Source organism: Pseudocitrobacter sp. RIT415 (genome assembly GCF_003057695.2).
Classification (GTDB): domain Bacteria; phylum Pseudomonadota; class Gammaproteobacteria; order Enterobacterales; family Enterobacteriaceae; genus Pseudocitrobacter; species Pseudocitrobacter faecalis.
Map to the genome: position 1 here is coordinate 386,453 of NZ_QBJC02000001.1, position 14,371 is coordinate 400,823.

Annotated in this window: 14 protein-coding genes; 7 read left to right on the forward strand and 7 right to left on the reverse strand. The window is 53.0% G+C overall.

Annotated features, from left to right (window positions below; translation table 11 throughout):
- Positions 1–51 precede the first annotated feature (51 nt).
- Positions 52–1,098, reverse strand: coding sequence for a cell division protein ZipA (gene zipA / locus DBY68_RS01750; protein ID WP_108473465.1), 1,047 nt, complete (start codon positions 1,096–1,098; stop codon positions 52–54).
- A gap of 230 nt (positions 1,099–1,328) precedes the next feature.
- On the opposite strand from zipA, the gene cysZ reads away from it, so the two are divergent.
- From cysZ to DBY68_RS01780, 6 genes are all read left to right on the forward strand, one after another.
- Complete coding sequence (cysZ, locus tag DBY68_RS01755) at positions 1,329–2,090, forward strand: sulfate transporter CysZ (protein WP_108473464.1); 762 nt, start codon at positions 1,329–1,331, stop codon at positions 2,088–2,090.
- 167 nt (positions 2,091–2,257) lie between these two features.
- Positions 2,258–3,229 carry a cysteine synthase A gene (gene cysK, locus DBY68_RS01760; RefSeq protein WP_015963515.1) on the forward strand — a complete coding sequence of 324 codons (972 nt, stop codon included), beginning with the start codon at positions 2,258–2,260 and terminating at the stop codon, positions 3,227–3,229.
- A gap of 380 nt (positions 3,230–3,609) precedes the next feature.
- Positions 3,610–3,867, forward strand: coding sequence for a phosphocarrier protein Hpr (gene ptsH, locus DBY68_RS01765; RefSeq protein WP_002913505.1), 258 nt, complete (start codon positions 3,610–3,612; stop codon positions 3,865–3,867).
- Between the two features lie 44 nt (positions 3,868–3,911).
- Positions 3,912–5,639 carry a phosphoenolpyruvate-protein phosphotransferase PtsI gene (gene ptsI, locus DBY68_RS01770; RefSeq protein ID WP_108473463.1) on the forward strand — a complete coding sequence of 576 codons (1,728 nt, stop codon included), beginning with the start codon at positions 3,912–3,914 and terminating at the stop codon, positions 5,637–5,639.
- 38 nt (positions 5,640–5,677) lie between these two features.
- Positions 5,678–6,187: a PTS glucose transporter subunit IIA gene (gene crr, locus DBY68_RS01775; RefSeq protein WP_008803873.1), complete on the forward strand. Its 510-nt coding sequence runs from the start codon at positions 5,678–5,680 to the stop codon at positions 6,185–6,187.
- 108 nt (positions 6,188–6,295) lie between these two features.
- Complete coding sequence (locus DBY68_RS01780) at positions 6,296–7,843, forward strand: EAL domain-containing protein (RefSeq protein ID WP_108473462.1); 1,548 nt, start codon at positions 6,296–6,298, stop codon at positions 7,841–7,843.
- A 16-nt stretch (positions 7,844–7,859) separates the two neighbouring features.
- Here DBY68_RS01780 and pdxK read toward each other — a convergent pair whose 3' ends face one another.
- A complete protein-coding gene (pdxK, locus tag DBY68_RS01785; protein WP_108473461.1) occupies positions 7,860–8,714 on the reverse strand; it encodes a pyridoxine/pyridoxal/pyridoxamine kinase in 855 nt (284 codons plus the stop codon).
- Positions 8,715–8,963: 249 nt separating this feature from the next.
- On the opposite strand from pdxK, the gene DBY68_RS01790 reads away from it, so the two are divergent.
- Complete coding sequence (locus DBY68_RS01790; RefSeq protein ID WP_108473460.1) at positions 8,964–9,371, forward strand: SgcJ/EcaC family oxidoreductase; 408 nt, start codon at positions 8,964–8,966, stop codon at positions 9,369–9,371.
- On the opposite strand, the gene cysM is transcribed toward DBY68_RS01790, so the two are convergent.
- The 5 genes from cysM to cysP form a co-directional block, all read right to left on the reverse strand.
- Positions 9,368–10,279: a cysteine synthase B gene (gene cysM / locus DBY68_RS01795; protein ID WP_108473459.1), complete on the reverse strand. Its 912-nt coding sequence runs from the start codon at positions 10,277–10,279 to the stop codon at positions 9,368–9,370. The genes DBY68_RS01790 and cysM overlap by 4 nt on opposite strands.
- 159 nt (positions 10,280–10,438) lie before the next feature.
- The gene (cysA, locus tag DBY68_RS01800) at positions 10,439–11,536 is read right to left on the reverse strand and encodes a sulfate/thiosulfate ABC transporter ATP-binding protein CysA (RefSeq protein ID WP_108473458.1); all 1,098 of its coding nucleotides are present in this window, start codon (positions 11,534–11,536) and stop codon (positions 10,439–10,441) included.
- Positions 11,526–12,401 carry a sulfate/thiosulfate ABC transporter permease CysW gene (cysW, locus tag DBY68_RS01805; RefSeq protein ID WP_108473457.1) on the reverse strand — a complete coding sequence of 292 codons (876 nt, stop codon included), beginning with the start codon at positions 12,399–12,401 and terminating at the stop codon, positions 11,526–11,528. Before cysW ends, cysA begins: the two co-directional genes overlap by 11 nt.
- Positions 12,401–13,234, reverse strand: a complete 834-nt coding sequence (gene cysT / locus DBY68_RS01810) for a sulfate/thiosulfate ABC transporter permease CysT (protein WP_000458420.1) — start codon at positions 13,232–13,234, stop codon at positions 12,401–12,403. The genes cysW and cysT overlap by 1 nt, the downstream gene beginning before the upstream one ends.
- Positions 13,234–14,250, reverse strand: coding sequence for a thiosulfate/sulfate ABC transporter substrate-binding protein CysP (gene cysP / locus DBY68_RS01815; protein ID WP_108473456.1), 1,017 nt, complete (start codon positions 14,248–14,250; stop codon positions 13,234–13,236). The genes cysT and cysP overlap by 1 nt, the downstream gene beginning before the upstream one ends.
- Between the last annotated feature and the right edge of the window lie 121 nt (positions 14,251–14,371).

Consider the following 14,371-nt stretch of genomic DNA (forward strand, 5'->3'; position numbering starts at 1 on the left):
AACCCCCGACAGGCGGGGGTTCAGGGAGAGTTGATAAAACGCCAGCCGTGATCAGGCGTTCGATTCCAGCACGTCGCGGATACGGTCCTGGTATTCGCGCAGTTTCTGCGGCGTCATCATCCGACGTTGATCGTCAAGCACCACACCACCTACTTCATCGGCAATATACTGTGCGGACTGCAACATCAGTTTGAAGTTTTGCAACGCATCGCCGTAAGCCGGTACCTGCATAAAGATAGTAATACCTGGCGTCGCCATATCAGCCATATTTTCCGGGTCGAAGGTGCCAGGTTTCAGCATGTTCGCCAGGCTGAAGAGCGCAGGGCCACTGCCGTCAGGGCTTAAGTGGCGATGGAAAATATTCATATCGCCAAATTTGAACCCGGCCTGCTGAATACTGTTCAGCAGCAGTTCGCCGTTGATCTGCGTGCCCTGATGTGCGGAGACGTTCATTACAATAACGGTCTCTTTACGCTCAGGTTTCGCGGGTGCTTCTTCAACCGGTTTAGGCTCTGGCTGCTGTACCGCGGCTGGCGCAGGTTGTGGTTGCGCGACCTGAGGTTCTGGCGCAGCAGGCTGTGGCGGAGCAACCGGTTGAGGCTGCGGCGCGGCGGGCTGCACCGGCTGAGGTGCGGCAACAGGCTGCGGCTGCGAATGAGGTTTTGGCTGATGAACCGGCTGTGGCTGCGCATGCGTCTGTTGTACAGGCGAATGCTGGACAGGCGGTTGCTGCACGCGCGGCTGTTGAGGCTGCGGTGCGGATGGCCGGGCTGGCTCCTCGTGGCGCACAGGCTGTTGCACCTGACGCTCATACGGGGGCTGGTACTGGTGCGAAGGCGCCTGATGAGGTGCGTCATGCTCCCCTGCAACGCCCGGGGCGTGATTGACCTTGTGGACTCGAACTTCTCCCACGCCTTCATCACTATCATCAAAGCCATCATCAGACTCGTCGTCTTCACGAGACTTCATGCGTTTTAGTGGGCGATCGCGGAACATTGACGAGCGCTCTTTACGGCTGGTCCAGAAACCATGAACCAGAAGAGCGAGTATGGCGATCGCGCCAACAATGATTAATATCAGACGCAAATCCTGCATCATTATATTCTCTGTTGTTCTAACACCTTGCCACCACGGCAAACATTTACTCCCTAAGAGTATTTGCCCAACACGTCAAGTGCAAGTGCGCACATGACATTCCCCGCAGAAAGATAACCTAAATCGTGCTTTTTGCTGTTTTTTCGAACATTTCCTAACTGGTCATTCCCTGACAACCCGATAATATACGCAGGTAATTTCGTAGCTGTCAGACACAGGAGTATTTGCTGACCATGGTTTCATCATCCACCCCTTCCCCGCGCAGCGGTCTCTACTATTTCTCGCAGGGCTGGAAACTGATCGGGTTACCCGGCATTCGCCGGTTTGTTATTTTACCGTTGCTGGTCAACATTGTACTGATGGGGGGCGCGTTCTGGTGGCTGTTCAATAAGCTCGGGGAGTGGATCCCCTCGTTGATGGCACGAATCCCTGACTGGCTGCAATGGCTGAGCTACCTCTTATGGCCGGTGGCGGTTATTTCGATTTTGCTGGTCTTCGGCTATTTCTTCTCGACTATCGCGAACTGGATTGCCGCGCCGTTTAACGGCCTGCTGGCGGAACAGCTGGAAGCGCGTCTGACCGGCGCGACGCCGCCGGATACCGGTGTGCTGGGCGTAGTAAAGGATGTGCCGCGTATCATGAAGCGTGAGTGGCAAAAGCTGGCGTGGTATCTGCCGCGTGCGCTGGTGCTGTTGGTGCTCTATTTCATCCCCGGCATCGGGCAGACGGCCGCGCCAGTATTATGGTTCCTGTTCAGCGCATGGATGCTGGCGATTCAATATTGCGATTATCCGTTCGACAACCATAAAGTGCCGTTTAAAACGATGCGCGCGTCTCTACGCGAGCGCAAGGTTTTGAACATGCAGTTCGGCGCGCTGGCGAGTCTTTTCACTATGATCCCGGTGTTAAACCTGGTCATCATCCCGGTCGCCATCTGCGGCGCAACGGCGATGTGGGTCGACTGCTATCGCGATAAACACGCAATGTGGAAGTAACCATTTAAGGCGCTCGCACCCGTGAGCGCCGTTATGCTTTCCTTATTCCATCCTGACAGCCATTATTTCCCTTCTGAATATAGATATGCTAATTACTTACTTCCGCAGAATCTTTAAGCAGGTATGCTGGGGCAGTACCCCAAATTTCATACAGTTAAGGACAGGCCATGAGTAAGATTTTTGAAGATAACTCGCTGACTATCGGTCATACGCCGCTGGTTCGACTGAACCGCATCGGTAACGGACGCATTCTGGCGAAGGTAGAATCACGCAACCCAAGCTTCAGCGTTAAGTGCCGTATCGGTGCCAACATGATTTGGGATGCAGAAAAACGTGGCGTGCTGAAACCGGGCGTGGAGTTGGTTGAACCAACCAGCGGTAATACCGGTATCGCGCTGGCCTATGTTGCCGCCGCGCGTGGCTACAAACTGACGCTGACCATGCCGGAAACCATGAGTATTGAACGCCGTAAGCTGTTGAAAGCGCTGGGGGCAAACCTCGTGCTGACCGAAGGCGCGAAAGGCATGAAAGGTGCGATTCAAAAAGCAGAAGAAATTGTTGCCAGCGATCCGGAAAAATTCCTGTTGCTGCAGCAGTTCAGCAACCCGGCTAACCCGGAAATTCATGAAAAGACCACCGGCCCTGAAATCTGGGAAGATACCGATGGTCAGGTTGATGTGTTTATCGCCGGCGTCGGTACTGGCGGTACGCTGACCGGCGTGTCGCGTTATATTAAAGGCACAAAAGGCAAAACCGATTTGATTTCCGTCGCGGTTGAGCCGACAGATTCCCCGGTCATTGCCCAGGCGCTGGCGGGCGAAGAGATCAAACCAGGCCCACACAAAATTCAGGGCATAGGCGCAGGTTTCATTCCTGGCAACCTTGACCTTAAGCTGGTTGATAAAGTTGTCGCTATCACTAACGAAGAAGCCATTTCCACCGCGCGTCGCCTGATGGAAGAAGAGGGTATTCTGGCAGGCATCTCTTCTGGAGCAGCTGTTGCAGCAGCGTTGAAACTTCAGGAAGATGAAACCTTTACCAATAAGAATATTGTGGTTATTCTACCGTCATCGGGTGAGCGTTATCTGAGCACCGCATTGTTTGCCGATCTCTTCACAGAGAAAGAGCTGCAACAGTAGTGCCAGCATGTTAAAAGCGCGTAAAAAAGCACCCTTTTGGGTGCTTTTTTGTGGCGCGCATCAAACTTTTACCCCCCCTGGCATTGCTTCACCGCATCAGGTCTGGTATTTAACATTCAGATTTATTTTGATGCGCGAAATTATTCATTTCCGGATTTGCACAAGCTGAATCGATTTTATGATTTGGTTCAAATCTCGCTTTCGCGGCATAATGTTTAATGATAAGCGAAACGCCGAAGGCCAGAAGCGCAAGAATCGGATACGCTTGTACCGATTCCGGCGCTCAGAATCGTGACATCGCTGATTACTACAGGCTAAAGTCAGGCCACCAGGCTAGACTTTAGTTCCACAACACTAAACCTATAAGTTGGGGAAATATAATGTTCCAGCAAGAAGTTACCATTACCGCTCCGAACGGTCTGCATACCCGCCCTGCTGCTCAGTTTGTTAAAGAAGCGAAAGGCTTCACTTCTGAGATCACTGTGACCTCCAACGGCAAAAGCGCTAGCGCGAAAAGCCTGTTCAAACTGCAAACTCTGGGCCTGACTCAGGGTACCGTTGTGACCCTGTCCGCTGAAGGTGAAGACGAACAAAAAGCAGTTGAGCATCTCGTTAAGCTGATGGCTGAACTCGAGTAATTTCCAGAGTTCTTTTTCATATCAGTCACAAGTAAGGTAGGGTTATGATTTCAGGCATTTTAGCATCCCCGGGTATCGCTTTCGGTAAAGCACTGCTGCTGAAAGAAGATGAGATTGTCATCGACCGGAAAAAAATTTCTGCCGATAAGGTTGATCAGGAAGTTGAGCGTTTTCTGGCTGGTCGCGCCAAGGCGTCGGCACAGTTAGAAGCCATCAAAACTAAAGCTGGCGAAACTTTCGGTGAAGAAAAAGAAGCTATCTTCGAAGGGCACATCATGCTGCTCGAAGATGAAGAGCTGGAGCAGGAAATCATAGCCCTGGTTAAAGATAAGCACATGACGGCTGACGCAGCGGCTCATGAGGTTATCGAAGGTCAGGCGACTGCCCTGGAAGAACTGGATGATGAATACCTGAAAGAGCGTGCGGCTGACGTACGTGACATCGGTAAGCGCCTGCTGCGCAACATCCTGGGTCTGGCAATCATCGATCTGAGCGCAATTCAGGAAGAAGTTATCCTGGTTGCGGCTGACCTGACCCCGTCCGAAACCGCACAGCTGAACCTGAAGAAGGTGCTGGGCTTTATCACTGACGTCGGTGGCCGTACTTCTCACACTTCTATCATGGCGCGTTCTCTGGAACTGCCTGCGATTGTAGGTACCGGCAACGTCACCTCTCAGGTGAAAAACGACGACTATCTGATTCTGGATGCCGTAAACAACAAAGTTTACGTCAACCCGACTAACGAAGAGATCGAAAAACTGCGCGCCGTTCAGGAGCAAGTTGCGACTGAAAAAGCTGAACTGGCAAAACTGAAAGATCTGCCGGCCATTACTCTTGATGGTCACCAGGTTGAAGTGTGCGCCAACATCGGTACCGTGCGTGACGTTGAAGGCGCTGAGCGCAATGGCGCTGAAGGCGTTGGTCTCTATCGTACTGAATTCCTGTTCATGGATCGTGACGCGCTGCCAACTGAAGAAGAACAGTTTGCGGCGTACAAAGCCGTTGCTGAAGCGTGTGGCTCACAGGCGGTTATCGTCCGTACCATGGACATCGGTGGCGACAAAGAGCTGCCGTACATGAACTTCCCGAAAGAAGAGAACCCGTTCCTGGGCTGGCGTGCCGTGCGTATCGCAATGGATCGTAAAGAGATCCTGCGTGACCAGGTTCGTGCCATCCTGCGTGCGTCCGCTTTCGGTAAACTGCGCATCATGTTCCCGATGATCATCTCTGTTGAAGAAGTCCGCGCTCTGCGCAAAGAGATCGAAATCTACAAACAGGAACTGCGCGACGAAGGTAAAGCATTTGATGAGTCCATTGAGATTGGCGTGATGGTGGAAACACCGGCTGCGGCCACGATTGCTCGTCATTTAGCCAAAGAAGTTGATTTCTTTAGTATCGGTACCAATGATTTAACGCAGTACACTCTGGCAGTTGACCGTGGTAATGATATGATTTCACATCTTTACCAACCAATGTCACCGTCCGTCCTTACGCTTATCAAGCAGGTTATTGATGCTTCTCATGCGGAAGGTAAATGGACTGGCATGTGTGGTGAGCTTGCAGGCGACGAACGTGCTACACTTCTGTTGCTGGGTATGGGTCTGGACGAATTCTCAATGAGCGCCATTTCTATCCCACGCATTAAGAAGATCATTCGTAACACGAACTTCGAAGATGCGAAGGTATTAGCAGAGCAAGCTCTTGCTCAACCGACAACGGACGAGTTAATGGCGCTGGTTAACAAGTTCATTGAAGAAAAAACAATCTGCTAATCCACGAGTTCGGCCCAATTACTGCTTAGGAGAAGATCATGGGTTTGTTCGACAAATTGAAATCTCTGGTTTCTGACGACAAAAAAGACACCGGTACTATTGAGATTATTGCACCGCTCTCTGGCGAGATCGTTAACATTGAAGACGTGCCGGATGTAGTTTTTGCTGAAAAAATCGTTGGCGACGGTATTGCCATCAAACCAACTGGCAACAAAATGGTTGCGCCGGTTGATGGGACTATCGGCAAGATTTTTGAAACCAACCATGCCTTCTCTATCGAATCCGATAGCGGCATTGAGCTGTTCGTTCACTTCGGTATCGACACCGTTGAACTGAAAGGCGAAGGTTTCAAACGTATCGCTGAAGAAGGCCAACGTGTGAAAGTCGGCGACCCGGTAATCGAATTCGATCTGCCGCTGCTGGAAGAGAAAGCCAAGTCTACTCTGACTCCGGTTGTTATCTCCAACATGGACGAGATCAAAGAGCTGATCAAACTGTCCGGTAGCGTAACTGTGGGTGAAACCCCGGTTATCCGCATCAAGAAGTAATTCTTGCTGAACTGAAAAAGGCGCCGAAAGGCGCTTTTTTGTCTCTAATGCTCCTTTGTTGGCTCGCTGACGTATACTTCCAGTTCATCAGACAAAAATGGATGGAAGATGAAAGCGGTCGGAACAAAACTAAGAACGTTCACCACCCTTTTCTGCGTGCTGACAATCCTTGTGGGTGGCGCGGTGTTAACCTGGTTTCAGGTGATTGGCGCAGAGCTTGAGCAAACTTCTGCGGTGGCAAAAAAGACCGTGCAAAAAATCGATACGCTGCTGAATGCATCCCGACTGGCAGCAACAAAAGCCCATCCTCTGCTTTCACAACCCTGCACCGCCCAAGCGCGTACCGAACTTGAACGGCTGGTGGTTTCCGTTCCGCATATTCGCATCATCAATCTTTATAAAGATAAGATTCTGTACTGCTCTTCCTATGATGATACCAACGCAATCAACATGAATTATTCGGCGTATAACGCGCATGAGTTGAGCATCATTGATGATAAGACCATCTCACCGGGCGATAAGGTAATTGTGCTGCAAACGGCATATCCGGATGGGATGATTACCTCAAGTTTCAGTAGCCAGTGGTTGGCCGAGGTACTGGAACTATTAAGCAACCAGCGGCCTCTGACGTTACATATTGGCGATACGGTGATACGACAAAACCACAATACGTCTGCGGAAGATAACGCCAGGCATGTCAATGTGCAGTCAGAGAAGTTCCCCTACTCCGTTGATTATCCTGCCTGGAAGACAATTCCTGTTTCGTTGTATCTGCAACAGGGCTGGCTGTCGTTGCTGCTAACGCTGTGCCTGGCGCTGATCGTCGGGGTTGTGCTGTGGCGACATATTCTTCATCGCCCTACTCTGTATGAAAACCTTGAACGCGCCATCGCTGAAGGGGAAATCGTCCCATGGTATCAACCGGTCATCCACAGCGGCTCAGGGAAATTCTACGGCGTGGAAGTGCTTGCACGTTGGGTGACGCCTTCTGGAGAGATCATCTCGCCCGACAGCTTTATTCCGATTGCTGAAGAGAGTGGGCTGATTGTGCCGTTGACACGCAAATTAATGGCGCTGGCAGGCGATGAACTGCCTTCCCTGCTTGAGGCGCGCCCCCTGCCTTTCCATGTAAGTTTTAATTTCACCGCCTCACATATTCAGACACCGAACTTTATCGACGAGTGTCGCGCATTTCTGAAACGCTTCCCGGAAAACAGTATTCGCCTCACCGCAGAAATCACCGAGCGTGAGCCGTTTGAGAAGGTTAATGAGCTTAAAGAAACGCTCATATTTCTCGAAAGCCGCGGTGTCACCATCGCACTGGATGATTTTGGTACCGGTTATTCCAATCTGAATTTACTCACCGGTTTGCCGGTCGGGCTGATTAAAATCGATAAGCTGTTTGTAAACGGGATTTCCAGCGCGACGGACTCGACCAAACTGATTGATTGTGTTATCGATATGGCAAAGTCGCTGGGGATGAAAATCATCGTTGAAGGCGTGGAAACGGAGTATCAGGTGGCATATCTGACGCATAAACAGGTCGATTACTTTCAGGGCTACTACTTTTCTAAACCCCTGCCCGTCAGCGAACTGGCTACTGTGGTGAAAAAAACATACCGCATTCCGCAGCTTGCAGAAATTTCCCACGCCTGACGACGTGGGAAACGTTTTACAACGGAGGCAACATCAGCTCATGGCACTCGTGTTCATGGGTCCAGGTCATGACCTGCAGGACGCGATTGGCCGCGCGTTCCGCCGCATCGCCCAGCGATGCGCCTTCCAGCAGGCGACTCACTAACTCAGCACAGAACAGGTCGCCGGTGCCTTTCAGGTCAGTGACGATTCTTGGGTGCTCAATGACGCGAATATCCTCTGCCGTCACCGCCACCACCGAGATAGCCTCAGGATTTTTCGACGGCGCACTGGTGATAATCACCCATTTTAAGGTGTCTGAAAGCAGACTACGCGCAGCCAGAATCGCCTCTTCGAGGGTATGACATGGCATATCGCTCAACATCTGCAACTCGAACAGATTCGGCGTAATGCCCTGCGCCTGCGGCAGTAAATGCCGGCGATACGCGAGGGGAATTTCCGCCTTCACATACATCCCGCTGTCGATGTCGCCGATAACCGGGTCGACCAGCACAAAAATATCGGGATGCGTTTGACGAATCGTTGCAAGCCAGTCAGCCAGCAGGGCAATCTGTTCCGCGCTGCCCATATAGCCGGTCGTCACCGCTTTAAGCGTTTGTAGCGCATTACGCTCTTCCAGTGCCAGCAAATATCCGCGGAACCACTCAGCCGGGATCACCCCGCCATAGAACGTGTCGTAATGGGGGGTGTTGCTGAACAATACCGTCGGCACCGCCATGACCTGCCAGCCGTGCTGCTTGATGGCCGGCACCGCAATACTGTTGCCCACGCTGCCATAAATAACCTGAGACTGCACGGCAACGATATCTGCCTGCAATGCCTGGCGCGTGTCGCTAAACAGCACCGATTGTATGTCGTCTTGCTGGTCCATTGTTTCTCCTCCCGCTGGACGGCGGGTCATGCGCTATCCACTATTGGCTCTATGTTATGCCAGCCAGAGGCAAAGGTCGATTCCCCCACGGGGTAATCATGCAGAAACATGAAAATCCAAAAATGAAGAAACCATCACAAATTCAATGAGAAACCCGGCAATTTACCAACGGTTTCTCCCAGCACACATATACTGAATATCACTACGATTAATACGGTGAACCCCCGCCAACCCACGAGGCCCATCGCGATGACCCAGGTACAGACCCAAATCAAGGCCGTTATCGAAGCCTGTGACCAGGCCATTTCGCAAGAAGATTACGATACGCTGATGAACTACTATGCCGAGGACGCCACGCTTGTGGTGAAGCCGGAGATGATTGTGAAAGGCAAAGAGAATATTCATAAAGCCTTTATCGCCATCGCCGACTTCTTCCAGCATCGCCTGGTGGTCACGCAGGGAAAAATGGAGATTATTGAAGGCGGCGACACGGCGCTGGTGATTATGGAAACCCGGCTGGATATTCCAACGGAAGACGGCGGCAGCACGCAGGTCACCAGGCGGGCAACCTATGTGTTTGCCCACCGCGATGAGCGCTGGCTTTGTACGATTGATAACTCCTACGGCACCGATTTACTAAACCCGAACGTGGTTTAAATCCCTGCTCCCTGGCTAAAATGCTCTTCCCCAAAAACCCCGGTAGAAAGGTAGCGATCGCCGCGATCGCAGATGATCGCCACCACCACCGCGCCGGGGTTGGCTTTTGCCACGCGTAACGCGCCAGCGACCGCACCGCCGGAGCTGACGCCGCAGAAAATGCCTTCCCGCACCGCCAGTTCGCGCATGGTATTTTCCGCATCACGCTGGTGAATATCGACGACCGCATCCACTAATGAAGCATTGAAAATACCCGGCATATACTCTGCCGGCCAGCGGCGAATCCCCGGAATGCTGCTGCCCTCTTCCGGCTGCAGGCCGACAATCATTACCGGTTTGGATTGCTCGCGCATAAACCGTGAAACACCGGTAATTGTGCCGGTCGTGCCCATACTGGAGACAAAATGCGTGATCCGTCCCCCGGTCTGCTGCCAGATTTCCGGCCCGGTGGTGGTGTAATGGGCGTAAGGGTTATCAGGATTATTGAACTGATCGAGCAGCTTACCTTCACCGCGATTCGCCATCTCCAGCGCCAGATCGCGCGCCCCTTCCATGCCCTGCTCTTTGGTGACAAGAATCAGTTCCGCACCGTAAGCGCGCATCGCCGCGCGACGTTCCTGGCTCATGTTGTCGGGCATCAGCAATTTCATGCGATAGCCCTTCAGCGCGGCAATCATCGCCAGCGCAATACCCGTGTTACCACTGGTGGCTTCAATCAGGACATCGCCCGGTTTTATTTCCCCGCGCTTTTCCGCCTCGACAATCATCGATAGCGCCGCACGATCTTTCACCGAACCTGCCGGGTTATTGCCTTCCAGCTTCACCCACACTTCACTGCCATTTTCCGGCCCCAGACGTTGTAATTTGACCAGCGGTGTATTGCCTATTGTTTGTTCTAATGTACTCACGTTCTTTGTCCATACGTAGGCCTGTAAAGACGCGCAAGCGTCACATCAGGCAACACATGCCGGATGCGGCGTGAACGCCTTATCCGGCCTACAAACCTTGCCATTAAAAAGCCCGGATCGCGGGAAGCGCCTCCGGGCGTTTTACATTCACTCAACCTATCAGGCAGTTTGCGCCAGAGCAAGCTCCCGCTCATGCGTTTCAATACGCTGATCACCGTTATACAGCCGCGCATGTTGCAGCCCGACGAACAGGCGATCGCCGCGCACAGGCGCATCATCCCCGCGCATCACCACGGTCAGCGGGTCGTCATACCACCCCAGCGGCTGCACAACTAATTGGGTGTAGTGGCCTTTCGGACTGGCTTCCAGTACCTGGACCGGCAGTGGCGATTCAAGGCTGGTGCGGCGGCTGATATCCACTTCCCACGGGCGCAGGAATAAATCTACTGGCCCCTGATAGGCAGGCGTATACCCCAGCGGCCAACGGTGCGCGCCAACGTGGAACTGGCCGCCGCGAACCGTTCCCTGTAAGCGGTTTACTTCACCCATAAATTCGAGCACAAAACGGGTCGCCGGTTCGCGCCATACCTGATCCGGCTCATCGGCCTGCTCGATATTGCCCTGGCTCATCACCACCACGCGGTTGGCGACTTCCATCGCCTCTTCCTGGTCGTGAGTAACGAACACGCTGGTGAATTTCAGTTCTTCATGCAGTTGACGCAGCCAGCGACGCAGCTCTTTACGCACCTGCGCATCCAGCGCGCCGAACGGTTCATCGAGCAGCAGAATTTGCGGTTCAACGGCAAGCGCACGCGCCAGCGCCACACGCTGTTTCTGACCGCCCGAAAGCTGTGCCGGATAACGATCCGCCAGATGGGCAAGCTGCACCATTTCCAGTAATTTGGTCACTTTCGCTTTGATCGCCGCCGTATTTGGCCGCTCGCGACGAGGCAGCACCGTCAGGCCGAAAGCGATATTGTCGAATACCGTCATATGGCGGAACAACGCGTAATGCTGGAACACGAAACCGACTTTACGGTCGCGCGCGTGCAGGCGGCTGACGTCAGTACCGTGAAAACGGATATGCCCACTGGTTTGATGTTCCAGCCCGGCGATAATACGCAGCAGCGTAGTTTTCCCGGAGCCGGACGGCCCCAGTAACGCGACCATCTGACCAGAAGGAATATCCAGTGAGATATCGTTCAGCACCTGGGTGCGACCAAAAGACTTCTTAATATTGGCAATCTCAATGCTCATGATGTTCCTCCTGCTGTGCGCGTTTTTCCTGATTCTCCAGGCGCCACTGCAACATACTCTTTAAAAACAGGGTGATAATCGCCATCAGCGTCAACAGTGCGGCGGCGGTAAAGGAGCCGACGGCGTTGTAGTCCTGCTCCAGCAATTCAATTTGTAACGGCAGCGACAGGGTTTCGCCGCGAATCGAGCCAGAAACCACCGATACCGCGCCAAACTCGCCAATTGCGCGGGCGTTGGTCAGCACCACGCCGTAAAGCAGCGCCCAGCGAATATTCGGCAGCGTGACGCGACGGAACATCTGCCAGCCGGATGCGCCTAGCAAAATCGCCGCTTCGTCTTCCTGGCTGCCCTGGCTTAACATCACCGGCACCAGCTCGCGCACCACAAACGGGCAGGTCACGAAGATGGTGACCAGTACCATCCCCGGCCACGAGAACATAATTTGCAGGTTATGCTCGTCGAGCCAACCGCCCAGCGGGCCATTGGAGCCGTAAAACAGCAGATACACCAGACCAGCAACCACCGGCGATACGGCAAACGGAATATCCAGCAGCGTCAGCAGTAACTGACGCCCAGGGAAGTTAAAGCGCGTCACCAGCCAGGCCAGCAGAATGCCAAAAACCAGGTTCACCGGTACGGCAATCAGCGCAATCAGCACCGTCAGCCAGATAGCATGTAGCATGTCCGGATCGGCCAGATTCTGTAAAACCGGCATCAGCCCTTTGCTGAATGCCTGCACGAAGATGTAAATCATCGGCACCAGCAGGATGAACGCCGACACCAGCATCCCGGTGCCAATCAGAAACCATTTGCCCCAGTTAATCGGGCGCGCGTCATAACGCTTCAACTGTGTCACTTCCGCCATTAATGACCTACCACACGCCGACCAAAGCGACTTTGCAGAGTGTTAATTGAGAACAGCAGCAGCAGTGATGCCGCAAGGATCACCGAGGCAATCGCGCTCGCTGCCGGATAATCAAACTCTTGTAAACGCACAAAAATCATCAGCGACGTCACTTCCGTCTTCCAGGCGATGTTCCCGGCGATAAAAATCACCGCACCGAACTCACCGAGGCTGCGGGTGAACGATAACGCCACGCCCGCCACCAGCGCCGGGGAAAGCTCCGGCAGTACAACCTTGCAGAAACTCTGCCAGCGCGTTGCGCCGAGGGTTTCCGCCGCTTCTTCGTATTCCGGGCCCAACTCTTCCAGTACCGGCTGCACCGTACGCACCACAAACGGGATGCTGGTAAAGGCCATCGCCACCGCAATCCCAAGCCAGGTATAGGTGACTTTGATATCAAATTTTGCCAGCCACTCGCCGTAAAAACCGTTTACGGAAAAGAGCGAGGCCAGCGTTAAACCGGCGACCGCCGTCGGCAACGCAAAGGGTAAATCCATCAGTGCATCAAGCAGCGTACGGCCTGGAAAGCGATAGCGGGTTAAAATCCACGCCATCAGCAGGCCGAAAACACCGTTAAAAATCGACGCCACAAACGCCGACAGCAGCGTCACTTTATAGGCCGCGACCACCTGCGGGTTGGTGATCACTTCCCAGTACTGCGCCCAGCTCATCTCTGAGAGCTGCATCACCAGCGCGGAAAGTGGCAGCAGTAAAATCAGGCACACAAACAGCAGACTGGTGCCCAGACTTAAGGTAAAGCCCGGCAACACGCGTCGTGAAGAAACTGCAAACATTACTTACGCCCCGCCGCTAACAGCTTGTCTAACTCGCCGCCGCTGGTGAAGTGGGTTTTCATCACTTCCGGCCAGGAGCCAAATTTGTCTTCCACGCGGAACAGTTCGGTCTGCGGGAATTTGTCTTTCAGTTTGTCCATCACTTCCGGGTTATTTACGCGGTAGTAATAGTCGGTAATGATGGTTTGCGCCTGCGGGCTGTAGAGCCAGTTCAGGTAAGCTTTGGCGGCTTTTTCCGTACCGTTGGCCTGCACGTTTTTATCAACCCACGCCACCGGGAATTCCGCCAGAATATTGGTTTTCGGAATCACCACTTCAAAGCCCTGCGCTTCATACTGTTTGCGAATGTTGTTCACTTCCGATTCGAAGCTTATCAGCACATCGCCCAGACCGCGCTCGGCAAACGTGGTGGTCGCGCCACGGCCACCGGTATCAAACACTTCAACGTTCTTCAGGAACTGGGTCATAAACTGTTCGGTTTTGGCTTTATCGCCACCGTCGGCTTTATCCGCGGCACCCCACGCGGCTAAATAGGTGTAACGCGCGTTGCCGGACGTTTTTGGATTCGGGAAAATCAGCTTCACGTCGGAGCGCACCAGATCGTTCCAGTCGTGGATATTCTTCGGGTTGCCCTTACGCACCAGGAAACCCATGGTGGAGTAGAACGGTGAACTGTTATTGGGCAGACGCGACTGCCAGTCGGCCGGAATAAGCTTGCCTTTATCATGCAGAATTTGTACGTCGGTCACCTGGTTATAAGTTACAACGTCCGCTTTTAAGCCCTGCAAAATCGCCAGCGCCTGTTTTGATGACCCGGCATGAGATTGTTTTATCGTCAGTTTATCGCCGCCGTTATCTTTGGCCCATTGTTGCTCAAACGGCGGATTCAGGGCAGCAAACAGCTCGCGAGAGACGTCATAAGAACTGTTCAGCAACTCAGTTGCCTGCGCCTGCGCGACCAGCAACATGGAAGCTGCCAGCGTCAGGTATCCTTTTTTCAGTAAGTTAACGGCCATTGCGCACCCTTGTCGTGTGATGATTCTCTAAGCATCAGTGTATTTATAACGGGTGTGAAAGGAGTAACGGTTTTATATACCGTTTGGTGATTTGGAAGTTTAAAAGGGAATAAGGCTTTTA